The organism is Limisphaerales bacterium, from assembly GCA_014382585.1.
Taxonomy (GTDB): domain Bacteria; phylum Verrucomicrobiota; class Verrucomicrobiia; order Limisphaerales; family UBA1100; genus JACNJL01.
In genome coordinates this window covers 17,225-42,480 of sequence record JACNJL010000050.1, presented here as the reverse complement: position 1 = coordinate 42,480, position 25,256 = coordinate 17,225, and the positions used below count along the sequence as shown (strand labels likewise).

At 57.5% G+C, this 25,256-nt stretch carries 19 protein-coding genes; 16 read left to right on the top strand and 3 right to left on the bottom strand.

The genetic code is table 11. From position 1 onward, the window contains the following. Positions 1–39: 39 nt before the first annotated feature. Positions 40–2,271: an NADP-dependent isocitrate dehydrogenase gene (locus tag H8E27_11580; protein ID MBC8326253.1), complete on the bottom strand. Its 2,232-nt coding sequence runs from the start codon at positions 2,269–2,271 to the stop codon at positions 40–42. Between H8E27_11580 and H8E27_11575 the strand changes: the two genes are divergently transcribed. The 7 genes from H8E27_11575 (at position 2,270) to H8E27_11545 (ending at position 12,533) form a co-directional block, all read left to right on the top strand. Continuing rightward, entirely contained in the window at positions 2,270–3,934 is a 1,665-nt protein-coding gene (locus H8E27_11575) for an arylsulfatase (GenBank protein MBC8326252.1), read from the top strand. The genes H8E27_11580 and H8E27_11575 overlap by 2 nt on opposite strands. Continuing rightward, positions 3,931–5,358 (top strand): sulfatase, encoded by a 1,428-nt coding sequence (locus tag H8E27_11570; protein MBC8326251.1) that lies wholly within the window; start codon positions 3,931–3,933, stop codon positions 5,356–5,358. The genes H8E27_11575 and H8E27_11570 overlap by 4 nt, the downstream gene beginning before the upstream one ends. Before the next feature lies 1 nt (position 5,359). Next, on the top strand, positions 5,360–6,196 hold the full coding sequence (locus tag H8E27_11565; GenBank protein MBC8326250.1) for an amidohydrolase family protein: 837 nt from the start codon (positions 5,360–5,362) through the stop codon (positions 6,194–6,196). Further along, positions 6,193–6,795 (top strand): bifunctional 4-hydroxy-2-oxoglutarate aldolase/2-dehydro-3-deoxy-phosphogluconate aldolase, encoded by a 603-nt coding sequence (eda, locus tag H8E27_11560; GenBank protein MBC8326249.1) that lies wholly within the window; start codon positions 6,193–6,195, stop codon positions 6,793–6,795. Before H8E27_11565 ends, eda begins: the two co-directional genes overlap by 4 nt. A gap of 134 nt (positions 6,796–6,929) precedes the next feature. Then, a complete protein-coding gene (locus H8E27_11555; protein ID MBC8326248.1) occupies positions 6,930–8,435 on the top strand; it encodes an arylsulfatase in 1,506 nt (501 codons plus the stop codon). 169 nt (positions 8,436–8,604) lie between these two features. Further along, positions 8,605–9,924, top strand: coding sequence for a DUF1552 domain-containing protein (locus H8E27_11550; GenBank protein MBC8326247.1), 1,320 nt, complete (start codon positions 8,605–8,607; stop codon positions 9,922–9,924). Further along, complete coding sequence (locus tag H8E27_11545; GenBank protein ID MBC8326246.1) at positions 9,921–12,533, top strand: DUF1588 domain-containing protein; 2,613 nt, start codon at positions 9,921–9,923, stop codon at positions 12,531–12,533. The genes H8E27_11550 and H8E27_11545 overlap by 4 nt, the downstream gene beginning before the upstream one ends. Before the next feature lie 79 nt (positions 12,534–12,612). Here the strand turns inward: H8E27_11545 and H8E27_11540 are convergent, their stop codons facing one another. Beyond that, positions 12,613–13,086: an SRPBCC family protein gene (locus H8E27_11540; GenBank protein MBC8326245.1), complete on the bottom strand. Its 474-nt coding sequence runs from the start codon at positions 13,084–13,086 to the stop codon at positions 12,613–12,615. A 320-nt stretch (positions 13,087–13,406) separates the two neighbouring features. Here H8E27_11540 and H8E27_11535 point away from each other — a divergent pair, with 320 nt between their 5' ends. The 7 genes from H8E27_11535 (at position 13,407) to H8E27_11505 (ending at position 22,177) form a co-directional block, all read left to right on the top strand. Beyond that, complete coding sequence (locus H8E27_11535) at positions 13,407–14,060, top strand: hypothetical protein (GenBank protein ID MBC8326244.1); 654 nt, start codon at positions 13,407–13,409, stop codon at positions 14,058–14,060. A 13-nt stretch (positions 14,061–14,073) separates the two neighbouring features. Continuing rightward, positions 14,074–15,471 carry a sulfatase-like hydrolase/transferase gene (locus H8E27_11530; protein MBC8326243.1) on the top strand — a complete coding sequence of 466 codons (1,398 nt, stop codon included), beginning with the start codon at positions 14,074–14,076 and terminating at the stop codon, positions 15,469–15,471. Positions 15,472–15,592: 121 nt separating this feature from the next. Then, complete coding sequence (locus H8E27_11525; protein MBC8326242.1) at positions 15,593–16,567, top strand: sialate O-acetylesterase; 975 nt, start codon at positions 15,593–15,595, stop codon at positions 16,565–16,567. 167 nt (positions 16,568–16,734) lie between these two features. Further along, entirely contained in the window at positions 16,735–17,070 is a 336-nt protein-coding gene (locus tag H8E27_11520; protein MBC8326241.1) for a hypothetical protein, read from the top strand. Between the two features lie 61 nt (positions 17,071–17,131). After that, positions 17,132–18,049, top strand: coding sequence for an alpha/beta hydrolase (locus H8E27_11515; GenBank protein MBC8326240.1), 918 nt, complete (start codon positions 17,132–17,134; stop codon positions 18,047–18,049). A 67-nt stretch (positions 18,050–18,116) separates the two neighbouring features. Continuing rightward, the gene (locus H8E27_11510; GenBank protein MBC8326239.1) at positions 18,117–20,960 is read left to right on the top strand and encodes a DUF1592 domain-containing protein; all 2,844 of its coding nucleotides are present in this window, start codon (positions 18,117–18,119) and stop codon (positions 20,958–20,960) included. Next, a complete protein-coding gene (locus H8E27_11505; GenBank protein ID MBC8326238.1) occupies positions 20,957–22,177 on the top strand; it encodes a DUF1552 domain-containing protein in 1,221 nt (406 codons plus the stop codon). Before H8E27_11510 ends, H8E27_11505 begins: the two co-directional genes overlap by 4 nt. On the opposite strand, the gene H8E27_11500 is transcribed toward H8E27_11505, so the two are convergent. Next, entirely contained in the window at positions 22,166–23,491 is a 1,326-nt protein-coding gene (locus tag H8E27_11500) for a hypothetical protein (GenBank protein MBC8326237.1), read from the bottom strand. The two genes, H8E27_11505 and H8E27_11500, sit on opposite strands and share 12 nt — an antisense overlap. A gap of 256 nt (positions 23,492–23,747) precedes the next feature. On the opposite strand from H8E27_11500, the gene H8E27_11495 reads away from it, so the two are divergent. Beyond that, a complete protein-coding gene (locus H8E27_11495; GenBank protein ID MBC8326236.1) occupies positions 23,748–24,269 on the top strand; it encodes a sigma-70 family RNA polymerase sigma factor in 522 nt (173 codons plus the stop codon). Further along, on the top strand, positions 24,266–25,249 hold the full coding sequence (locus tag H8E27_11490) for a hypothetical protein (protein MBC8326235.1): 984 nt from the start codon (positions 24,266–24,268) through the stop codon (positions 25,247–25,249). The genes H8E27_11495 and H8E27_11490 overlap by 4 nt, the downstream gene beginning before the upstream one ends. The last annotated feature ends 7 nt before the right edge of the window (positions 25,250–25,256 follow it).

The following is a 25,256-nucleotide window of genomic DNA, read 5'->3' as shown; positions in this document are numbered from 1 at the left end:
GCGGCAAAATTACCACCGATTATCAAACGGCGCAATCCACTACCCCAGCGCCGCAAGCGCCTCGTTGAAGACTGCGTTTGGCCGCATGGCGGCAGCGGTTTTGGCTTCGTCAGGTTGATAGTAGCCGCCGATGTCCATCGGTTGGCCTTGGAGGGTATTGAGTTCCTCGACGATGGCGGATTCGTTTTCGGCGAGGCTGGCGGCGCAGGGAGCGAACTGAGTGGCGAGGTCGGCGTCTTCGGTTTGGGCGGCGAGCGCCTGGGCCCAGTAGAGAGTGAGATAAAAATGGCTGCCGCGGTTGTCGAGTTCGTTGACCTTGCGCGAGGGGGATTTGTTTTCGTCGAGAAACTGGCCGATGGCGTCGTTGAGGGTTTGCGACAGGACAAGCGCCTTGGCGTTGCCGGTCTTGGTACCGAGATCCTCGAGCGACACGGCGATGGCGAGAAATTCACCGAGCGAATCCCAGCGCAAATGGTTCTCGGCATTGAATTGCTGCACATGCTTGGGCGCGGAACCGCCTGCCCCAGTTTCAAACAAGCCGCCGCCGGCGAGCAGCGGCACGATGGAAAGCATCTTGGCGCTGGTGCCGAGTTCCAGAATCGGAAAGAGGTCCGTGAGATAATCGCGCAGCACGTTGCCGGTGACGGACACCGAATCGAGGCCGGCCTTGCAGCGTTGGCAGGTAACGCGTGTGGCCTCGACGGGCGCAAGGATTTCAATGTCGAGCCCGTCGCCGTCATTGCCAAGGTGGCTCGGCAAATATTCATTCACCTTCGCGATGAGATTGCGATCGTGCGCGCGGTGTTCGTCCAGCCAGAAAATCGTCTTGGCGCCGGTGGCGCGCGCTCGGGTGACGGCCAGCTTCACCCAATCGCGGATGGCCACGTCTTTGGTCTGGCACATGCGCCAAATATCGCCGGCCTCCACTTCATGGCTGAGCAGCGTCTTGCCGTCGGCATCGACCACACGCACCGTGCCGGCCCGCGGGATCTCAAAGGTCTTGTCGTGTGAACCGTATTCCTCTGCCTTCTTGGCCATGAGCCCGACGTTGGACACGTTGCCCATGGTCGGCACATCGAAGGCGCCATTGGCTTTGCAGAAATCAATGGTCTCGCGGTACACGCCGGCGTAGCTGCGATCGGGAATCACGGCTTTGGTGTCGCAAGGTTGCCCGTCCGGGCCCCACATGCGGCCGGAGGTGCGAATCATCGCGGGCATGGAGGCATCGATGATCACATCGCTGGGCACGTGCAGATTGGTGATGCCGCGATCGGAATCCACCATCGCGAGGGCGGGGCGTTCCTCGTAAAGCGCATCGATGTCCGCGCGGATGGCGGCCTGTTGATCTTCGGGCAATTCGTCGAGCTTGGCGTACAAATCGCCAATGCCGTTATTCGGTTCGAAGCCGATCGACTCCAGCGCCGCGGCGTGTTTCTCCAACACCTCCGCATAAAACACGCTCACGCAATGGCCGAAAATGATGGGATCGGAGACCTTCATCATGGTGGCCTTCATGTGCAGCGAAAAGAGAATGCCCTGCGCCTTGGCGTCGGCAATCTGGTGCGTCATGAACTCGCGCAGCGCCCGGGCACTCATCACGCCGGCATCAATCACTTCACCCTCGAGCAGGGCGAGGCCGTCCTTGAGCACGGTGGTTTCGCCGTTGCCTTCAAGTTCGATGCGGACCGCGCCGCCGGCGGCCATCACGTGCGATTGTTCGCTGCCATAAAAATCGCCGCCGTCCATGTGCGCCACGTGGCTTTTGGAATCAGCCGTCCACGCGCCCATCGAGTGCGGATGCTTTTGTGCGTACGCCTTCACCGGCGCGGCCACGCGGCGATCGGAATTGCCCTCGCGCAGTACCGGATTCACCGCTGACCCCAGCACCTTCGCGTAGCGCGCGCGGACGGTCTTTTCCTCATCGGTCTGCGGTTCCTCAGGAAAATTCGGCACAGCAAAGCCATTCGCCTGCAGTTCCTCAATGGCCGCCACTAACTGCGGAATCGAGGCACTGATGTTCGGCAGCTTGATGATGTTTGCCTCCGGCGTGGTGGCCAGCTCGCCCAGCTCGGCCAAGGCGTCGGGGATACGCTGCTCCTCGGTGAGGTGTTCCGGGAAATTGGCGAGAATCCGGCCGGCGAGCGAAATATCCTTCAGCTCAAACTCAATGCCGGAACTCCGGGTGAATGCGCGCAGGATCGGCAGCAGCGAATGCGTCGCCAGCGCCGGCGCCTCGTCGGTCTTGGTGTAAATGATCTTGGCAGTGGACATGCGGTTTCCCTTGGAAGGGACGAGGTGTCTACCAGTTCCGGCCCATTGTGTAAACTCTTGCCGACAGGCATTGACCCCAAGGCCAGTCTGCGGGAAGACTCGGGGCGTGAAACGTATCGTTCTATTGTTGGCGGCGCTGTGGGCGTTCGGGGGTATCGAGGCTCAGGCGGCGGGGCGGCCGAATATTGTGCTGATCATGGCCGATGATCTGGGGTTTGCGGATCTCGGATGTTACGGCTCGGAAATCTGGACGCCGAATCTGGATGCGGTGGCGGCGAAGGGGCTGCGGTTCTCGCAGTTTTACAACACGGCCAAGTGCCATTCCTCGCGCGTGAGTTTGCTCACGGGATTGTACTGCGATCAGGCGGGCAGCGGGAGCCTGAGCCGCGGGGCGACGATTGCGGAGGTGTTGGGCAAGGCCGGGTACTTCACCACGATGGTCGGCAAATGGCACTTGAGCAAGCAGCCGACGGATTTCGGGTTCCAACGTTACTGGGGGCACTTGTCGGGTGCGTGTAATTTTTTCACGGGCGACAATACGTTCCGTTACAACGGCGAACCGTACACGGTGCCGAAGCAGCTCAATGGCCGGCCGTTTTATACCACGCACGCGATGGGCGATTTTGCGCTGAAGTTTTTGGATGAAGCGACGGCGAAGGAGGATCCATTTCTTTTGTACGTCGCCTTCAACGCGCCGCATTATCCGCTGCACGCGCCGGAGAAGGATGTGAAGAAATGGGAAGGCGCCTACGACGGCGGCTGGGATGCACTGCGCCGCACGCGGTATGCAAAACAGCTCAGGCTCGGCATCATTCCGGAGAATACAAAACTCAGCCCGCGGCCGGCGCATGTGCCGGCGTGGAAAAGCCTGAGCGCGGACGAGCGCCGGTGGGAGGCCGATCGCATGGAGGTGTTTGCCGCGATGGTGGAGGTGATGGATACGAACATCGGCCGCATTATCGCCAAGCTCAAGGCGAAGGGCGAATGGGAGAACACGTTGTTTCTCTTTTGCGCGGACAACGGCGCGTGTCCGTTCGAGCGCACGCGCGGGCGCAATCTCAAGCCGTGGGATCCGGAATCCTATTGGACCTATGACGCCAGCTGGGCGCATGCGGGCAATACCCCGTTTCGTCTCTACAAACAAAACCAGCATGAAGGCGGCATCAGCTCGCCGATGATTGCGCATTGGCCCGCAGGGCTGAAGGCCGAGCCCGGCAGCATCACGCAACAGCCGGGGCATCTGATTGATTTCATGGCCACCTTTCTGGAGGTGGGCAAGGCGAAGTACCCCCAGCAGGTGGGCTCGCGCAAAGTGGATCCGCTGATGGGCAAGAGCCTGCTGCCGATTTTTCAGGGCAAAGAGCGTGAGGGCCATGAGACGTTGTACTTTCACTTCGGCACGGACCGCGCCTTGCGGCAGGGGCCGTGGAAACTGGTCTCGGCCAAGCTCGGTCGCTGGGAATTGTACAACATCGATGAGGATCGCTCGGAGCTCAACGACCTTGCCGGTAAACATCCGGACCGGGTCAAGGCGATGGCCGCCAAGTGGTTTGATCTGGCCGAGAACACCGAACGTCTCAAGGGGAAACATCTCAGCCCGGTGAAAGACACGATCAAGGAACTCGGCTTCCGTAAAGACACTTCCAATCAATTGAAGAAATGATGAGGCGGCTTGTTATTCTGCTCACCGGCCTGTTGCTGGGTTTGGGCGTGTTCGGGAAGGAACGTCCGAATTTCCTAATCATCATGGCCGATGATTGCACGTACAACGATCTGCCGTTGTACGGCGGACAAAACGCCAAGACGCCGAATATCAACCGGCTGGCGGCGCGTGGGCTGACGTTTAACCGTGCGTACTTGGGCGTGGCGATGTGTCAGCCGTGCCGGTCGGAGCTGTTCACCGCACAGTACGCGATGCGCAACGGCTGCGCTTGGAACCATTCGGCCAGTCGACCGGGCCTGACGAGCATGCCACATCATCTGGGCGCGCTGGGGTATCGCGTGGGCTTGGCGGGCAAGGTGCACGTGAAGCCGCCGGCGGTGTATCCGTTTCAACCGGTGGCAGGGTTTGATCCCAACTGCGTGCGCAATCCCACGCGCGCGCATGAGGTGGCTGGCATCACGAAATTCATGGGCCAAGGCGAGGAACCGTTTTGCCTGGTGGTGGCGTTGGTGGAGCCGCATGTGCCGTGGGTGATGGGCGATGCCTCAAAGTATCCCCCCCAGCAGCTGAAGTTGCCGCCGAACCTCGCGGACACGCCGCGCACGCGGATTGATTTCTCCAAGTACCTCGCCGAAATTACCTACATGGACGGGCAGGTGGGCGAGATTCTCGCGGCACTGGAATCCACTGGCAAAGCGCGAGACACACTGGTGCTTTTCACCTCCGAACAAGGATCGCAATTTCCCGGCTGTAAATGGACCAACTGGAATACTGGCCTGCACACCGCGCTGGTGGCGCATTGGCCGGGCAGCACGCCGGTGGGCCGACGCACCGACGCGCTCGTGCAATACGCGGACATCCTGCCCACGCTGTTGACCGCCGCTGGCGGGGATCCGAAAGGGCACGACTACGATGGCACGAGTTTTCTGCCTGTGCTGAAGGGGCAGGCCAAGGCGCATCGCAAGTATGTCTACGGCATTCACAATAACCTGCCCGAAGGTCCGCCTTACCCTATCCGCAGCGTGAGCGACGGCACCTTTCATTACATCCGCAACCTGCGCCCGGATGAGTTGTACATTGAGAAACATCTGATGGGCGGCAAGGGCGATGCCGTGCTCAAGAATCCCTACTGGCAAACGTGGATGCGCGAGACCTGGACCAATCCGCACACCTACCAAATGGTGAAACGCTACATGCACCGGCCGGCGGAGGAATTATACAACACGGTGAAGGACCCCTACGAACTGGCCAACCTCGCCATTACGCGGAACCACGTTAACCAGTTGAACACGCTGAGCGCGGAACTGGATCGTTGGCTGGCCGAGCAGGGCGATCCAGGTCGCGCGGTGGACATGCCGGACGCCCTCAAGGCCGCCCGCGAAGGCAAACATCTACATGGGCGTAAGCCTAGGAAGACCGACTGACATGATCGACGCCCATCAACATTTTTGGCAACTGGACAAGCCCTTCGATTACGAGTGGCTCAAGGCGCCGCCGCATGCGCCGATCAACCGCACTTATTTGCCGGCGGATTTGCGGCCGCACCTGGACGCGACCGGCATCGCCGAGAGTATCTTTGTGCAGACGCAGCATGATCTGGAGGAAAACCGCTGGGTGCTCGGTATGGCCGAGGAACACGATTGGCTGGTCGGCGTGGTCGGCTGGGTGGATCTCGCCAGTGAAGCGTGCGAGGAGCAGTTGCTAGAATTTAAGGATCACCCGAAGTTCGTCGGCATCCGCCACATCACGCAGGACGAACCGGATGACGATTTCATTGTGCGCCCGGACATCCTGCGCGGCCTGAAGGTGCTGGAGAAGCATGGCGTGCCGTTTGATCTGCTCTTTTATGTGCAGCACCTGAAACACGCCGAGCGGTTGGGGCGCGAACTGCCGGAGTTGCCGATGGTGATCGATCATCTCGCCAAGCCGCGCATCAAGGATCAGTCGTTTGACGATTGGCTGCCGCAGCTGCAGGCCGCCGCGCAGCACGACCATATTTTCTGCAAACTTTCCGGCATGATCACCGAGGCCGATTGGGGGAATTGGAACCCCGCCGATCTCAAGCCGTACGTTGAAGCCGCGCTGGAAGCGTTTGGGCCGGAGCGCTGTATGTACGGCAGCGATTGGCCGGTGTGCGAACTGGCCGGCAGCTACGAGCAGGTGCACGGCGCCTTGACCGAGGTGCTCGGGCCGATTAGCGCCGATGAGGCGCACGCAATTTTCGAAGGCACAGCCCGTAAGTTTTACGGGATCGCAACATGATCGATCGTCTGGAATCGCTGAAGCTGATCCCGGTGGTGGCGCTGGAACGCGCGGCCGATGCAGAGCCGTTGGCCGATGCCCTATGCGCCGGCGGCTTGCCCTGCGCAGAGATCACGTTGCGCACCGAGGCGGCACTGGACAGTCTGCGGGCGTTGGCCGGGCGCGAGGAGTTTCTGCTCGGCGCGGGCACGGTGCACAGCGCCGAACAAGCGGCGGCCGCGGTGGATGCGGGAGCGCGGTTTGTGGTGACGCCGGGATTCAATCCGCGCACGGTGACGTGGTGTCAGGAAAATCAGGTGCCAGTGTTTCCCGGCATTGCCACGCCAACGGATTTGGAACTGGCGCTGGAACACGGTGTGCAGACGGTGAAATTTTTCCCGGCCGAAACCTTGGGCGGCGTGAACACGCTGAAGGCGTTCAGCGGTCCGTACGGGCAGATGCGCTTCATCCCGACCGGCGGTATTCACGCGGGTAATTTGGCTGATTATCTCGCGCTGCCCAGCGTGCTGGCCTGCGGTGGGAGTTGGATGGTGAAAGCGGGGGATTGGCCCGCGACCACGCGGCTCACCATGGAAGCAATGAAATTGGTAGATGCATGAATTCTCACGCAGAGACGCGGAAATAAAAACAAGTGGGGCAAGGTGGAACTTGCCCCTCCCGGGAGGGACGAGTTCCACCTCGTCCCTTTCTAAAAAATCCTCAGCGCCCTCGCGGCTCTGCGTGAGTATTTAAAATGAAAATCCTAGTCACCCTTTTGTGGACCGCGTTGGCGGTGTGGGCGGAGAAGCCGAATGTCATTCTCGTGTATGTGGATGATATGGGCTACGGCGATGCGTCGTGTTTGAATCCGAAATCGAAATTCAAGACGCCGCATCTGGATCGACTGGCGCGCGAGGGGATGACGTTTACCGACGGTCATTGCTCGGACACGGTCTGCACCCCGTCGCGTTACGGGCTGCTCACGGGACGTTACGCGTGGCGCACGACCTTGAAGCGCGGGGTGATGGGCGCGGAAGGTGCGTGCCTGATTGCCGACGGCCGCGTGACGCTGGCTTCGCTGCTGCGCGGGCAGGGCTATGCGACGGCGATGGTGGGGAAATGGCATTTGGGGATGGACTTCCCCGGTGCATGGGGCAAGCGCGATTGGACGCAGCCGGTGAAGGACATGCCGTTGGATAAGGGCTTCGATTATTTCTGGGGCATTCCGGCCTCAATGAACTACGGCGTGCTGGCGTGGTTTGAAGGGCGCTTTGCCAAGGTGCCGCCGACGCAGTACACGGCCAAGAAACCGAATGCGATTGCCATCAGCGATTACCGCATCAAGCCGCCGTACGCCAAGGTGCCGCCGAAGAATCGCACGCCGCAAGATCTCGAGGTGGCGCCGGATTTCGTGGATGTCGAATGTCTCGATCGGTTCACCACGCAATCGCTCAAGTGGCTTGATGGCCGGGCGGCGGCGGCGCGGGCGGGCAAGCCGTTCTTTCTCTACCTACCGTACACCTCGCCGCATAAGCCGGTGATTCCGCCCGAACAATTTCGCGGGCAGGGCAAGGCCGGGGCCTACGGGGAATTCATGATCGAGACCGATCATCACTTGGGCCGCATTTTAAAATGGCTCGATGACGAGAAACTCGCCGACAACACTATGGTGATTTTCACCAGCGACAACGGCCCGGAAACCACCTGGCGCGAACGCATTAAACGCTTCGGCCATCACAGCAACGGCATCTATCGCGAAGGCAAACGTTCGGTGTACGAAGGCGGCCATCGCGTGCCGTTTATCATCCGCTGGCCCGCGCAGGTGAAGGCGGGCTCCCAATGGGATCGGCCCGTGTGCCAGACCGATCTGCTGGCGACCTTTGCGGACATGACCGGCCAACGGCTGCCGGCCAATGCCGGCGAGGATAGTCTGAGTTTTTATACTGTGCTCAAGGGCTCGCGCGAAAACAGTGTAGCCCACCGCGTGGCCATGGTGCATCACGGCATCCAGGGCCGGTTTGCGTTGCGTGAGCGGAATTGGAAACTGGTGATGGAAGATGCCCGCAAGGGAAAACGTGAACTGTACGATCTGGCCAAAGACCCCGGCGAAGCCACCAACGTGATTACCCAGCACCCCGACGTGGCCGCGCGCTTGGTCGCCAAGCTAACCTCGATCGTCCGCAACGGCCGCAGCTCTCCGGGCCCCGTCCAGAAAAACGACACGCCGCCGTGGAAAGAGTTGATTTGGATGAAGAAATAATCTCACGCGGAGCCGCGGAGGCGCGGAGGAAAAAAGCAAAGTGGACTGGTTTTACATTTCTCCGCGTCTCCGCGTGCGAATTCAGCGCTCCGCTTGCGAATTTCAGTGCTGAATTTATTCGACGTGGGGGCGGTCGAACTTTACACTTTCGGCAGAGATGAACGGAAACATGCTTACTCGCAGAGATATTTTGAAAGGAATGGCCGCGGCGGCGGTGTTCGGGCCGGCGATTTTGCCGGGGTTGACGAATGCCGCCAAGGCGTCGGCCAAGAAGGGCTCGCCCAAGCGCGTCATTTTCTTCATGCAAAATCAGGGATTCGATCCGGCAACGGCGATTCCGGCGGGGATGAAGAGCAGCGGTTCATTGGCCAAGGTGAAATTGCCCGAGCCGATTCAGGCGCTGGAACCGTATAAGGAGCGACTGCAAATCATCAACGGGTTGCATGGCACCCACACCAGCCCGTCGCACAGTGCGTTCTTTGGGGCGTTGGGCGGATACCGCGGCAGCGACGGCGTGCCGCCGAGCGGGCCGACGATTGATTACACGTTGAGCAACGCGTTGCCCGAAACGCTTCTGCCGCATCTGTGCATCGGCATGGACTCGATCGAGAACATGAAGGCCAAGCCGACGGTAGCGAATCTTTCGGCCAGCGGCGCGGGTCAGCCGATCTTCATGCACTCGAATCCGAATCACCTGTACCAGATGCTGTACGGCGGCATTTCGACGGGCGCGATTCGCAAGCAGCACGAGGCGCGCTCGAGCATGTTCGATCGCATCGAGCAACTGGCGGCGGCCAAGGGCGGCAAGTTGCCCGGCGCGGACAAGCAGCGCTACGGCCAGTACGTGCAGGGTTTCAACGACATCAACGGTCTGCGCGAGCGGCTCGGCACGGTGTCCAGTCATCTGCGTCGGTTTGCGCCGCCGGTGGACGACGCCTACGCGAACCCGGAATTTGAAACCGACTGGCACGATCGCCTGTTGGATCTCGGCATCTCGGCGCTCAAGTCGGGCATCACCAGTGTGCTCACCATCGGCTCCGGTCGCGGTGAAATCTTTGGCGCTTGGAAAGGCCTCGGCGTGGAACAGCAGGGCCACAACCTGGGCCACATGAAGCAGCCGAACAATCCGATCTGGATCAAGATCCGCCAGTATAACAGCCGCATGTTGGTGAAGCTCATGCAGGAGCTGGAAAGCGTGCCCGAGGGCAGCGGCACGATGATGGACAACACGCTCATTGTGTACACCAGCAACAACGCGGATTATCAACACACCTCCGGCAAGAACTGGCCGGTGATGTTGCTCGGCAATTACGATGGCGCTTTCAAGACTGGTTGCTTCACGCAGCTGGACGGCAAGCGCCCGCTCAACGCGTTGTACACCTCCATCCTGCGCGCTTCTGGCGTGGAGGTGGATCGCTACAACATGTCCGAGAAGATGGCGGCCAAGTTTGATTCCGGCAGCGGACCGCTCAAAGAAGTGATGGCATGAACAAGCTGACCTTCACCCTCGGGGTGGCGGTCTATGCCGTGCTCGGCACGGCTGCTCAGGCTGCGGACATCTACACGCCCGGCGAACCTGCTCGGGGTAATTTCAAAAACTTCGCGGCGGAGTTTCTGGACAGCCATTGTCTGGACTGTCACGACAACGAAACCAAGAAGGGCAATCTCTCGCTCGAGGATCTCGGGCCGGTGGATGAGACCAATGCGGCCACGTGGAAATCCATTTGGGCGCAGGTCTCGCTGCAGGAGATGCCGCCCAAGAAAAAGTCGCAACCGGAAATCGTCGAGCGCCTGCGTTTTTCCGACTGGATTGTCAGCGAACTGAAACGCGAGATGGCCGGCAAAGGTGGGTTCCAAGCGCACTTGGACCCGAACAAGGGAAACTTCATCGCGCACGATTTGCTCTTTGGGCCGTTGCCCAAGAATATCCGGCTGGCGCCGACCTACACGCCCGCGCGCATTTGGCGGGTCACGCCGCAGGAACACATCACGCGCCTCAATGAATTGATCAACCGGGAACCAGCCTATGACTCAGCCCGTCCCGGCCAACGCACGCGCGGCGATGTGGTGCCCACCAATCACGGCGGCGAGTTGAAACTCTACTTCGGTACCGACCGCATCCTGCGCTGGGAAGGCGGCACCGTCGCCTACGCCACGGCCGTGAAGAGCGTGCCGGTGGTGCTGTCCTCCGCTCGCAAGCATGGCCTCGAAAATTATCCGGACTTCTACACCGTCAACAGCTCCGAAGCCACGCAGATCATGGGCAAAGCCGAGGACATTTTGAAATACATGGCCTATGGCCCGATGAGCTTGGTCGGGTTGCCCGAGCAGATCACCGACGACCCCAAGACCTACGACAAGGTGAAGCCCAAGGGCGACCTGCGCGGTCTGCCCACGGCGATTGTTTACAGCACCAAAATCGCCCGCCCGATGACGCCCATTCATGATCTGATGAAGGAAGACGGCGTCACCGACGAGCGCCTGCGCAAGGCGGTGGAGTTCCTCTTCGAAGCCCTGACCTTCCGTCCGCCCACCGCCGAGGAAACGAATGACTATCTGCAGATCGTTAAGGATTCCATCGACAAGGTCGGCAAAGAGGACGGCGTGTTCATGGGGCTCTCCGCCATCTTCCTCGATCGCGACGCGCTTTTCCGGTCCGAGCTGGTGGAAAAAAACAAGGTGGATGCGCACGGCCGCGCGATGTTGCAGGACTGGGAACTTGGTCTCGCCGTCAACCACGCCCTCAGCTACATCCAGCCCGACGCCCAACTCCGCAAGGCCATCGTCGAGGGTCGCCTGCGCACGCGCGAGGATGTGGAACGCGAAGTTACCCGCATGCTCGCCGACCAGAGCATTCGCAAGCCGCGCGTGCTGCGTTTCTTCCGCGACTTTTTCGACTACGACCTGGGCGGCTACATTTGCAAAGACAACGCCGCCCTCGGCCAAACCGGTGTCAGCACCCGTGGCACCAGCCATTACCGCGCGATGTTCGATGCCACCGCGAGCACCGATCGCCTGATTGAGCTGATTCTGGAAAAGGATCAGGACGTCCTCAAGGAACTCCTCACCACCCAGCTAATCGTGGCCACCCGCAGCGATAGCACGTACTTCGGTCGTAAGAATAATCCCGAGGAACGCAAGGCCGCACAGGAAGCCAAGCGCCTAGCCGACGAAGCGCAGGCCGAAAAGGAAGCGGCCGAGTTGGAGGGAATGGAAACGGCCATAGCCAAACTGGAAGAAGAATTAAAGGCCGACCCAAAGAATAACCAGATTTCAAAATCGTTGGATCGCCAAAAGAAATCGCTGGCCACGGCCAAGAGACGCATCGCCACCGCCCAGAAACGCCGCCGCGGCGGGGGCAATGTCAACGTGGCGACGGCCAATCTGAATGGATCCAAGATTTACGCCCGCGTCGGCCGTCGCTCTTTTGGGGCCGGCTCGATGAAACCCGACCGCACGCTGGCCACTGCTCCGGAAGGCCAGCGCCTCGGGTTACTCACGCATCCTTCCTGGCTCGTGTCGCATTCCGATGCCATGGACAACCACGCCATTTTGCGTGGCCGCTGGATTCGTGAACGCCTCCTCGGCGGCGGCATCCCCGACGTGCCCATCACCGTCGACGCCATGTTGCCCGACGAGCCCAACACCACGCTGCGCCATCGTATGCGCGTGACCCGTGAGACCTATTGCTGGACCTGCCACGAGAAGATGGATCCGCTCGGGCTTCCGTTTGAGATGTACAATCACGCCGGTCTGTTCCGGACCACCGAACTGGACAAGCCCGTGGACACCTCCGGCGAGATCATCAACAGCGGTGATCCCGAACTCGACGGCCCCGTCAAGAATGCCCTCGAGATGATCGACAAACTTTCGAAGAGCGACCACGTCGAACAGGTCTTCGTCCGCCACGCCTTCCGTTTCTGGATCGGCCGCAACGAGACGATCAATGACGGTTCTGTGTTGCAGGACGCCTATCACGCCTACCGCGAAAAAGGCAGTATGAACGCCCTCATCACCTCGCTGCTGACTTCCGATGCCTTCCTGTACCGTAAGGTGGAGCGCGGTGAAACGACAATAAACGACAAAGCAAAAAAATAAACCGACGCGCAACGACCGCCTATTCAGTCACGCGATGATCGGTGCATCTGCATCAGAGAGGGAAACTATTTCCAACGTTTTATTTGAGGAATGTTCGCCAGCCGTCGGATTCGGCCAAGGCTTTGAGTGCGCCGTTGCGTTGGAGTAGAAATTTTTTCATGTAATCCGTCAGAAATAATTTCTCCGCCAGCCAACCGAGCGGCCCCAAGGGTGCGGTAAATTCGAAAGTGTCGCGCATCAGCGTGCCGTCGCCATCGGCGGTGAATTCGTGCCGATGCCGCATCGAGGCGAACGCGCCTTGTTGCATTTCATCCACAAAAAAATTCGGCCGCTCCATGGCTGTTATTTTCGAGGTCAACCGCTGGCGAACGCCGAGGTGCCTCGCTTCCCACGTCACCGTTTCGCCGGCCTCGATTAATCCGGAAGTTCGGCCATCTACCGCGCGCTCGCCGGTGCCCTCAGTGGTATTTGTGTGCGCCTCAATACTTCGCGCCAAATCGAACACCCGTTCAATGGGCGCGGCGATGTTCGATTCCAGTTGAATGATCGGCATGGCGACTGAATTCGATAAGTGACAAAACCGTTCAATTACAAGCGGTTTTTTGCAGAGCTTGACGTAGGCTAACGCATAATTTTTATCGGCGACTCTATATCCGGCAAGGACAACAACGGCCTGCGCAAGACGCGTTCGGGGAAGTTTAATCTGCATCATCCGCCGAAGAATTGTGGGGCGAGCACAAGGGGAAAAATGTTCATTTTGGAGGTGAACCGGCTGACAAACTCGGTTACTTTCTTGCCGAACACGAATTGATGGCGATGATGAACTGCTCTTGCCAACTGGTATTGAGATAAGAAAGAAGCAAATAAAACAAAATGGAGAAAATAGTATTTAGCTTTGTCACCTTAACCCTCGCCGTTGCCTCATATGGATTCGAGAGAGACTACGTGCCACGCGCGATTCTCACGAAGGATCAGGAGCAAACAGTGATTCAGCTCGCGAAAAAATCCGGGATTAAAAAGATCGCCAAAATATCATCGCATAATATGTTCCCGAGCCCCTTCCGGGGACTGCGCGTGCAGGGAGTTGAGCAGATTAAGGGCCGCGAGGTTTCTTATCAGGTTTTGAGTGTAAGCCATGGTGAATGGTTGCAGTCCGGTGCAAAGCCGCTCAAGGGTCAAATTCAGATGGGCAATTTCTGGGCGGGCAAACCCTACACGCGAAAACAAATCACTCTCAAGGTGGGCAAAAAAGAATATCGGACGGGATCAATGATGGGCATGAACGCTGAGGAATGTGAAAAAATCTTGAGCCAACTTATGTCAGAAGATTATGACATCGGGCCACAAGTGAACGAAAAGACCCTCAAAGAGGTTGACTGGACCAAGCCCAGCCGGTTTTCAAAACGGGGTGAAATAATTTCTGCTGGATTTCTGCACAAGGCCAGAGGCGGCGGCTTTTTTGATCTGCAGATCAAGCAGGATGGTAATGTGTTGACCATCAACCAAATGCTACAAGCGATCCCCTAATGACTTCAGGTGAATGAACAGGATATTATTAACTCTGGTAACGCTCGGATTCGGGTTGGGTTTTCAGGCCTCGGCACAGGCCCCCCCCAATATTCTTTTCATCTTTGCCGATGACTGGGGTTGGGGCGATCTCAGTTGCCATGGGCATCCGTATGTCCAGACACCCAATATCGATCGGCTGGCGAAGGAGGGGACTGACTTTCATCGCTTCACCACCGCCAGTGGCGTGTGTTCCCCCAGCCGAACAGCGGTAATGACCGGGCATTTTCCGGCGCGCTATAATATTAATGGGCACTTTGCCTGGGTGCCCAGCAATGCCAAGCGCAACATGCCCGATTGGCTGGACCCCAAGGCCCCGCTGTTATCCCGTTTCCTGAAACGGGCCGGCTATGCCACCGCGCACTTTGGCAAATGGCATCTTGCCAATGACATGATCCCGGATTCGCCGCCACCCAGTCAGTATGGCTTTGATGTTTACGGAGCCTTCAACTGTTCGGGCAAACAAATGCCCGTTCACGAGGATGCCAAAAATGCCATTGCCTTCATCGAGAAAAGCCGGAAAGCAGGCCAGCCCTTTTTCATCAACCTTTGGTTACACGAGCCGCATACGCCATTCCACACCGTGCCCGAATATCGAAAACGCTTTCCCGAGCTGAAGGAGCGCGATAATATTTATGCCTCCGTTCTCTCCCACGCCGATGACCGGGTGGGTGAAGTGTTGAATGCCTTGGACCGCTTGAAACTGACCGAAAACACATTGGTCATTTTTAGTTCAGACAACGGTCCGGCCCGGGCGCAACCGGGGGCCGCCTTAAAGACGATGTTTGATACCGCCACCGGAGAGGGCTTCAACATTGCCGCAGCCCGGGGCATCACCGGAGGGCGCAAAGGATACAAGGCCGCCCTATTCGAAGGCGGAGTGGGGGTCCCCTTTATTGCACGTTGGCCCGGAAAAATTACCGCCGGCAAGGTGGATAAGACCTCGATTTTTTCCGCGGTGGATTTGCTGCCGACATTTTGTGAAATTGCCGGAGCTAAGCTGCCGTCCGCCTACCGGCCGGATGGAATCAGCCAGGTGGCCACCCTGAAAGGCAAAGGCAATGCGCTTCGTGACAAGCCGCTTTACTGGAAAACGGTGGCCCCATGGCCCGCTCAAAAAACGAAGCCCGACCACTGGGTTTCCTATGCGATAGTGAGCAAACAATGGAAGCTCGTGGCCAATCGGGATCTCAAGCACATTGAACTCTACGACTTGGTCGCTGACCCACTCGAAAAAATTAACCTGAAGGACAAGCATCCCCAGCACGCCATGCACCTCAAACAAATGCTGGCAGACTGGCAAAAGTCATTGCCCGCCAAGCCTTCCGGCGGTGTCTTTTCAAATTTACGAAACAAAGAAACCAAGAAATAATTAAAACCAAATGAACCCCAAAAACTATCGCTTCCAATCACTCACTGCCATCATCGTGTTGATTGCATTAACCCTTTCGGTTTCCGCCAAAGGACCTAGCCTGAATGCTAAGCCCGCGGATATGACAAAACAGGTTAAGGTTTTCATCATCATGGGCCAGTCAAACACGCTTGAGATGGGCAGGGTCAAGGGCGACAAGGAGGGCTCGCTTGAACACGCTGTTCAGAAAGAGAAGCTCTATCCCTTCATGGTTGATGACGCGGGTAACTGGATCACCCGGAAAGACGTGCGTAATGTCCACACGATGGGCAGTGGCGGGCCGGGAGGTCGCGGCGGCGTTCGACGTAACGACTGGCTGACAGTCTCCGGGGGTAAGATCGGCATTGAGACCGGCATCGGTCATCAACTTGGCAACGCGCTGGATGAACCCGTGCTGATTCTCAAAAGTTCGATTGGCAACCGGAGTCTCGGCTGGGATCTCCTTCCCCCGGGCAGCCCACGCCACGAGGTGGAGGCAACCGACAAGAAGACCGGAAAGAAGATTACCCTTGTTACTCCGGCCTATAACGATGAGGTGCGTCATCCGAGCTGGACGAAGGGCGAGGTGCCCGAGCCCCCCAAGCACACCTGGCACGCCGGTTTACAGTACGCCGGCGACGTCGCCCGGGCCAAGGCCGTGCTCAAAGAGCTCGATAAACACTACCCCGGCGGCAAAGGCTACGAGGTGGCGGGCTTCTTGTGGTGGCAGGGAGACAAGGATCGATACAACGCCGCGCATTCAGCCGTGTATGGCAAAAATCTGGAACAACTTTTCAAGGCGCTTCGCAAAGAGTTCAACGCGCCCAAGGCCAAGATGGTGGTCGCCACGCTCGGCCAAACCGACAAAGCCAAGGCTACCGGCAACGAGAAGCTGATCATCGACGGCATGTTCGCCTTTGGCAAGGCGCACCCGGGTGAGGCGGCGGTGGTGTACACGCATCCGCTGAGCATGGGCTCCAGCTCCAACGCTCATTACGGTGGTAATGCCAAGACTTACATGAACGTGGGGCTGGGCATGGGCAAGGCGATGGTGGAGCTGCTCGGAAAAACCAAGTGATTAATGATGAGGGGATTCCTCACCATATGCACCTTGAGTTTGATGGTTTCCCCCCCCCGCTTTTTGCCGAAGCAAATCCTTCTCGATCAAAGCTCGGTGAGAATGCCTTTCGGAACTTTGAGCAGTACTGTTTTGATTGTCACAATGGGGAGACGAAAAAGGGTGGTTTGGATTTAACCCAAGTTCTGGAACGGGAGGGCTCGGATGGATCGTTGGTGTTCGAAAACCTGATCACGGCCAAGATGCCGCCGGCCTTTTTCGGTAACCCGACCCGGCGCGGGCCGATGGTTAATCAGGCCGGCAACGGCGTGAAGACGCTGCGCGATGGCCCGTGGAAAATTATCTTCGGCCAGGGCCCTGATCGCGTGCGGCCGGCCGCCGGCAAAGGCATGTTGTTCAACTTGAAAATCGATCCGTTTGAGACCACCGACCTATGGGATCGGCATCCCGAACGCGTGAAGGCCATGCATGCACTGCTCGCCAAAATACAGGGCGATGGATAGGGCTTGAACGGCGGATAAAACGCTCATTGCTCGACATGAAAAAGAAACTGGAAATGCACTTATGAATACCTCAACCAGAGCCCGACTACTGTTCTTTCTATTATGCGGCATTTCTTTTTGGAGCACTGCAATGATCGCGAATGCGAACGAGGTGAAGGCAAGCCAGATCATTATGCTCTGGCCCAAGGATACAGCGAATCAAGACGGCACAGGTATGGGAACGCCGAAGCCCGATCGTGGTGATGGGCACATACGCCTCACCGATGTAACCAAACCTTCAATGCGCTATTTCCCGGCTCCCGCTACGAAGAAGCCTGGGCCCGCGGTCATTTTATGTCCCGGGGGAGGATACAGCCATCTTGTAACTACGAAAATGGAGCCGATTGCCAAGTGGCTCAATCAACACGGAGTCTCTGCCTTTGTCTTGATATACCGGGTCCCCCAAAAACGCAAAGATGCGTTTGAGGATATTCAGCGAGCTGTTCGCATTGTCCGCTCGCGAGCATCAGAGTGGAACCTAGACCCAAAGCGGATTGGCGTAATGGGTTCTTCAGCGGGAGGACACCTGGCGGCCCGGGTCAGTACAGGTTTTGATATTAAAACCTATCAGGAAGTAGATAAGCTCGACGCTGTCAGCTGCAAACCAGACTTCACGGTTTTGCTTTATCCGGCCTATATGAACAAGGGGAAGGAACTGAGTAAGGACTTTACTGTTTCCGATGAAATCAGCCCAACCCTGATTGTATCAGCCAAAGACGACAAGGGCTTCTTTCCCGGAAATCCAATTTATGCCAATGCTCTGAAAGAAGCCGGTGCATCTATTCGTGTCCACTTTTTTGAGAAGGGCGGTCACGGATTTTCCCTTCGGCCAAAACAGTACCCGCTTTCCACTTGGCCGGATCTTTGTTTGCAATGGTTTAGGGACAAGAAAATTATAGAAGAGGAAGCCGAACAAGAGAATGCATCTGGCAAGAAATAGCTGTGCCATTTCAGGCCGGCTGGTAGAGGCTTGTTCGCGTTTTCGCGCATGAGTATAAATGAGCCCGATGATTAAACTTCTTCGCAAGCGATTCTGCATCCCCTTGTACGCATGGGCGATGATGTGGAGTGCGGAGGCATTTGGCATCGAGGCCAAGCGGCCGCCGCGGGATTTTGCGGAGGTGGCTCAGGAACATTTTGAGCAGTACTGTTTTGATTGTCACGATGGGGAGACGAAAAAGGGTGGTTTGGATTTAACCCAGCTTCTGGAGCGGGACGGATCAGACGGGGCGTTGGTGTTTGAAAACCTGATCACGGCGAAGATGCCGCCGGCGAATAAGAAGCAGCCGAAGGCCGAGGAGCGACAGTTGATGCTGCAGTGGCTGGCACAGCGGCAGAAGGCGTCAGCACCCAAATCGTTTCGGCGGATCAGTCGGCATGAGTTTGTGAATTCGGCCAATGATTTGCTTGGGGTGAAGCTGGATTTGACCGGCGAGATTCCGGAAGACCGCGGCACACGCAATTTTGATTCGGATCGGCGGGTGCAGTTGACCAAGGAAATGCTCACGGCCTACTTCACGGCGGTGGATGATCTGCTGGAGTTTGCCCTACCGGCGAAGGGGTTTGAGCCGGAACGCGTGTGGGTGACGAGCAAGCTTAAGGACAGTCACAAGTCGTACAATATTTACACTCGGCCCTACGAGGACGGCATTCTCTTTTCCTGGACGCGCGCCAATAACGGCAACAGTTATTCTTTTTTCTACGACAACTTCGATCCGCCGGTGCCCGGTTGGTACGAACTGACCTTTGATGCGCTGAAGCTTGGGGCGTTCCCGGAGGATGTGAGCCTGATGGTGTACGCGGGCAAATATTATTACGCCGATGACCGGCCGCAGCCACAGCGTTTGCTGGACGTGATTTCGCTGGGCAATCGCGAGATGAAATCTCACACCATCCGCGCCTTTTTGCGTCCGGACGAAAATGTCTCAGTGCACTGTTATTCCAGACATAACTTTCGTCAGCAGAACGGCAAGGTGGGCGCGTACATCAAGCAGTTGAAAGCGCGCGGGCCGGTGCATGAGCAGTGGCCGCCACAGACTTATCGCGATGTGTTTGCGGGCTTGCCGTTGCAAGCGCCGCCGCGTGAGGCGGTATCGGCGGCGGTTTCGCAAACCAAACTGAAGGCCATTGGCGGGCGCATCACTGTGAGCAGTTTTCAAAAGGGGATGGAAAAGGAGCGCATGCAGGATGGCTCCAATAGGACCTTCTGGCACACGCGCTTCAAGCCGACGCTCGCCAAGCCGCCGCACTTTGTGGTGCTGGAGAATCCGAAAGGCAAATCGATCGACGGGCTGTCGTACGCCACTTGGTCGGGCGGCAACGGCAATGGGCAGGTGAAGGCGTACGCGATTTATGTTTCCGATGATGGCAAATCATGGGGCAAGCCGGTGTTGGCGGGGAACTTGGAGATTCGGTTGGCCAATGAACAGCCGATCGTGTTTCCCAAGCCGATCGCTAAACGGTTTATTAAATTTCTGATCACCGACGCGTTTACAATTGATGGCCGCTCACTGGCATCCATTGGTAAACTGGATGTAATGACGGCGTTGCCGCAAGACGATTCCACGCTTGCGGTTTCGGTTGTGTCTGAATCGGTTGATGAATTGAAACGCGTGATTCGCCGGTTTGCCGAACGGGCATTTGCCTCGAGCCTGACGGAGGCCGAGTTGGCGCCGTATTATGCCATTAGCCTAGCGGCGTTCCGGGAGCAGGGCGATTTTGTGGCGGCGACGCGGTTGGGCTTGAAGGCGGTGCTGGGGTCGCATCGGTTTCTCATGGCACCGGGTGAACACGCCAATGCGTCCTACGCCAAGGCGGCGGCATTGTCGCGGGTGCTGTGGTTATCCGTGCCGGATGCAGAACTATTGCGGCTGGCGAAAGTCGATCAATTAGAGGGCAAAACGTTGGCCGCGCAAATCGATCGGCTGCTGCAGGATCCGCGGAGCGCGCGCATGATCCATTCGTTTTGCGATCAATGGCTCAACCTGCGGGAGTTCAACAAGGTGTCGCCGTCGCTGAAATTGTATCCGATTTACGATGATCTGCTGAACCGTTATCTGCCGAAGGAGACCGAGGCGTACCTCAATCATCTCATTCAAGAAAACCTGTCAGTGAGCCATTTGATTGATTCGGATTTTTCATTCCTCAACCAACGCCTTGCCCAGCACTACGGCATTGACGGCGTGATTGGCCAACAGATGCGCAAGGTGACCTTTGCGCCTGAGGTGCCGCGCGGCGGGCTCTTGACGATGGGGAGCATTCTCAAGGTGACCGCCGATGGTTTTGAGACTTCGCCCATCCGGCGCGGCGCGTGGGTTTCCAAGACGATTGCGGGCAACACGCTTTCGCCACCGCCTGAAAGCGTGAAGGCGATTGAGCCGGATCACGGGCCGGCCGCCGCGACGTTGCGCGAGCAGATTGAGCAGCACAAAAACAACGCGGCCTGTTTCGCCTGCCATAAGAGTATCGATCCCTATGGGTTTGCACTGGAGAGCTTTGATGCCACCGGCCAATGGCGCACGCAGTACCGCATCAAGCTACCGCATCGCGGTACGTTCCAGTATCGGCCGAAGGGATATTTTAAACTGACGGGCAACGTGGATGCTGCCGGAGAGGTGGGGCGAGCCAAGTTTGAGGATGTGTTTGGGCTCAAGAAAATCCTGCTCTCGAAGCACCGAAAGGTCGCCTACAATTTTGCAAAGACGTTTTTTGAGTACGCCAATGGCTATACGCCAAATCTGCAGCAGCGCCTGCACTTGTACGCAATGATCCCGGCCGAGGCAGATGCCTGTGGGATGAAAGACTTGATCCGCCAAGTCTTGGTCTATTCACTGGAGGGCGAAGCGGAATGATCAGTCGCAATGAATTTTTGAAGATGGGGATGGCGTTGCCGCTGGCGTTGCAGTCGCTGGGGCAGCGGGCCGAGGCGAAAGACAAGGCCGTGCCGCGCCGGATCATTTTCATCAACAGTTGTTTGGGATTTTATGAGCCTTATTTCTTCCCCAAGAAACGCGGCGATCTAGGCACCTCCGATTATTTGAAGGGGATGAAGACGCTGGAGAAGATGACCGTGTTCCAGAATCTGTTTCATCCCGGCATGGAGACGAGTAATCACGACTCAGAGAAATCGTTTCTCACCGGCACGCCCAGCCCAGAGTCGCCCAATTTTGTGAATGGCATCTCGCTGGACCAAGTGTTGGCCAGAAAGATGAGCAGCGACACGCGGTTTCCGTTCCTGAATTTCAGTATCTACGACCGTGGCTGGGGGTGTTCATGGAACGACCGTGGCGCGGCCATCCCGCCGATGCACGATGAGGCGAAGATTTTTGATCTGCTGTTCAAAGACGAGGATTTGCAGGCCACCAAACAGCGGCTGCGCAATGACCAAAACATCCTCACCAACCTCCAGCGCGATTTGGCGAATTTACGCAAACAAGGCTCGGATCCCGGCAAGCTGGAGAGCTATCAAACGGTAATTGCCGAGCTGGAAACTCAGCTGAAGCACGAACAGTTTTGGCTGAACACCAAAAAGCCGAAGGTGGCCAAGAGCCTGAGTGCTGACGCGGAGTTTCCGTTTTCCACCAAGATTCGGAATTTGTTTGAGCTGGCGAAGCTGGCTTTGCAGACCGATTCCACACGCGTGATCACTTTGTCCATGGACTGGATCTACGGCGCCATCAAAGTGCCCGGAGCCACTGGCGGTTGGCATACCCTATCGCATCACGGCGGACGTAGAGAGGTCATCGCCAAGCTTAAGCAAGTTGAGGTCGATACCTTGCGCCATTTCAACCGGTTTCTTTTTGAAATGGATCAGATCAAGGAGAGGGAAGGAACCCTGCTCGATCATACGACGGTGGTCATGGGCAGCAACTTTGGTGATTCCTCCAACCACACCTGCAACAACCTCCCCATGATCGTGGCTGGCGGCGGTTACCGCCATCAGGCCCACACCGTGTTGGACGGCCCGACTCCACTCTGCAACCTCTACCTAGAGTTGCTGCACAAACACGGCATCGACGCCGAGCGTTTCGGCAGCAGCCAGAAGGATATGGGTTTGTTAAAGGGCTGAGACGCCGGGTGTTCGGGAATGGGCGTTTTGCGGGAAGTCGAAGGTCAACACCAGAGGTTCGGAGCCGGTGTTTTCAATTTCCACGCCGCCGTTGTTGAGCGCGGATTGAGTGATGAAGCCGATCTCGGGGTAGAGTTCGCCAAGCTTCATGTTCTGGTGGTAGTTCACTGCGAACTTTCCAACCCGGCCGCTTCCACCATTGGTATGGAATAAGGCCGGACTCTCGGGGCAGAAAGTGGTCTTGTTGCCGGGCTCCACCGTTAAACGAAGAATCGAGGCTTTCTGGTCGCCAAGGAAATCTCCGTAGACAATCCACTGTGCGTCTACCCCGTCACCTGCGAATTCTTCGGCGGTGACCGCTGGACGCGAGTTCTTCTTTACGAAGTCCGGGTCTTGGTTGGCTTCGAAGTCGAACTTTTCAACCAAGTACTCCCAGTCTTCGTGCCGGTCCTTCGGGTAGTCCTCTTCCCGGCAGGCGTAGAACGCATCGGCAGCTCCGATGCTTCCATCAAGCGTGAGGTCCTCTGCGAGGAAGTGCTCATCCATCGTAACGTGCAGCTCGTGTGTGCAGAGGTCGGTCGGTGAGTGCAGGACACCGTTCGGCATCACGAAGCCGTTATCCAGCTGCATCATAGTGTGCGGCGACAAGTGCCGGACGCCGTTGTACTCGCCCTTTCCGAAACGCTTCATGCAGGCGAGAAAATCGTCCTTGGTCACAAACGGATACAGCCCCATGGCCGTGGTGTGATAATGCGACGGACTGACACCGGGATTGTCGAAGGAGTTGATGTCGTAGACTTCCCACTTCGCCCAGTGGAGGTGATGTGGGATCGGATTCAAGTTGTCGAACTTCTTGGACACGATCGGCCAGGTCGGGTCACCGTACAGTTCTTCGGCAAAGGCCGTGACCTTCTCCCCCATAACCGCTTTCGGATTGGCGAGGATCAAATCCTGCAGCGAGATGACTTGGCCGCCGGGAGTAAGGACGTGAGCTTCTCCTTCGCGGAACGGGGCCTTACCCGTGCGCGTGTCGATGACTCCTGTCACGATAGGAGCAGTGCAGCACATCCAGAGTTCATCGAGCCCTGTACCGCCCATGTAATTCGGATAGTAGGACTCCTCATCGAGGCGAATCCGTTTCCCGGGGGTACAAAATGTTCGGCCGGCGTAACGGTGCAGAAGTTGCAACACTCCGCCGTTCTGGTCCAGGCAGTCATCAAGAACCGCCGCGGATCCTCCACCGGATCCGTCGATCACGTCTTGTTGGGGATACTCGTGAAGTTTATCTTCTAAAAGGGTTGTCGAGGCGGACATGAGCGGCGGACTTTAGGTTAGGCGAGAAAGCGCGTCAACCATGATGGAACCTACGAGCATCAGAAGTCCCCGATGGCTTTCCCAGTGATAAGCTTGGGCCTAGGATCACCTTTAAAGGTAGCCTGGAATTTGAGATTATTTGCAGGAAGTTTCAAAGTGCCCGTAATCACCTGAAAATAACCCTAGTATTTTTTTGTCCAAATTCGGACTGTTTCGCGGACCTGTATAGAAATTGGCTTGGCTACTCAAAACGACCATGGATCATCAAAACAACCACGAGCGTTTCACGCGGCTGCTTCTAGAGGCGGAGCCGGTGATGTTGCGTTCGGTGCTTGTGATGGTGCCGAACCGTTCAGACGCACGGGATATTCTACAGGAGACGGCCGTGGCTTTGTGGCGGCAGTTTGACTCTTATGACCCGCAACGGCCGTTCGTGAATTGGGCGATGGGGTTTGCGCGGATTGAGACGCGGCGCTTTCTCGCGCGTGCGCAGCGTCGCGCCCAGCTCTCCGAGAAGGCGATGGCGGTGCTGGAACGAGAAATGGCTGGCGAGTCCGGGTTTGCCGTTGAGGTGGAACGGCATTTGGCCACCTGTATGCAAAAACTTGGCGAGAAACAGCATGCCTTGATTAAGGGATATTACCACGAGAACCGAAGTGTGGAGTGGCTTGCCGAACAAGGCGGTCGGTCGGTCGAGGCAGTTTACAAGGCAATCCAACGCACACGCCTCGATTTGCAGACGTGTATCCAAAGGCAGATTAGAAAGGAAATGACATGAGACCTTCTCAAGATTGGGACGCACTCATCCAGAAACATCTGGACGGTCAAACGACAGAGGAGGAGGCGCAGGCGCTTTCCACCGGGATTGAGGACGATGCCGAGGTGCGATCGCAATATCTCAAGGCCGCACAGATACACGGTGCGTTGGCCGATGAAACGCTGGCCTTGGACGTGGAATCAGAACCGGAGGTGGGAGCAGCTGCGCCGGAACAGCAAAAGGTGGTCGGGCAGTTTGCTTGGCCCCGCCAGATCGCGGCGGGTTTGGTAGCGGGAATTTTCGTGGGGCTGCTCGGTGTCGGCATGATTTGGGCAATCGGTTCGCCCAAATCGGAAGCGCGGGTGTTCGACATCGCCCACGGTGATTTCGAGACCATGGCCGAAGGGCCGACTCCGACGCAGTTCCCGGTACGCTTCGGCGAATGGGCCGGTAATCCCGCCGAGGTGGTCAAGGAGGCGGATGGAAACAAGGTTCTGCGATTTGTCCGGACCGCCAACGTGAAGAGCGATCCCGACGGCTTTGCTTCCAACTGCTCCGTATTCCAGTTGGTCGACCTCACTGCCCTGCGCCAACAGTTGGAAGCGGAACCTTCGCAGGGAAATTATTCTCTCAAACTTTCAGCGCGTTTTCGACGTGATGCATCTCTTTCCGATAACGAACTACGCAATCCCAAAGCAAGCCTCCGCATCTTTCTGTTTCAGGGAGAGCCCGAGTCGATTGGTGAAACTTGGCCTCAGGTGGTTCGGCAGGCCGAGGCGCTTGGGAAGAAATCCATCAAGCTTCAACCGGGAAGCGACGCGGCGACCATTTCCGCCTCCTGCATCCTGGAATCGGATGCGACGGTTGCCCTCATCGCAGTGGCCGCCACCGCGGGTTACAACTCCAAGACGCCTGTTCCGTTAGGCGGTTTCTTTGTGGACGACGTCCAACTCACCGTGATCAAACAACCGAAACTGCCGATTGAAGTTGTGAGCAAATGAACGAAAC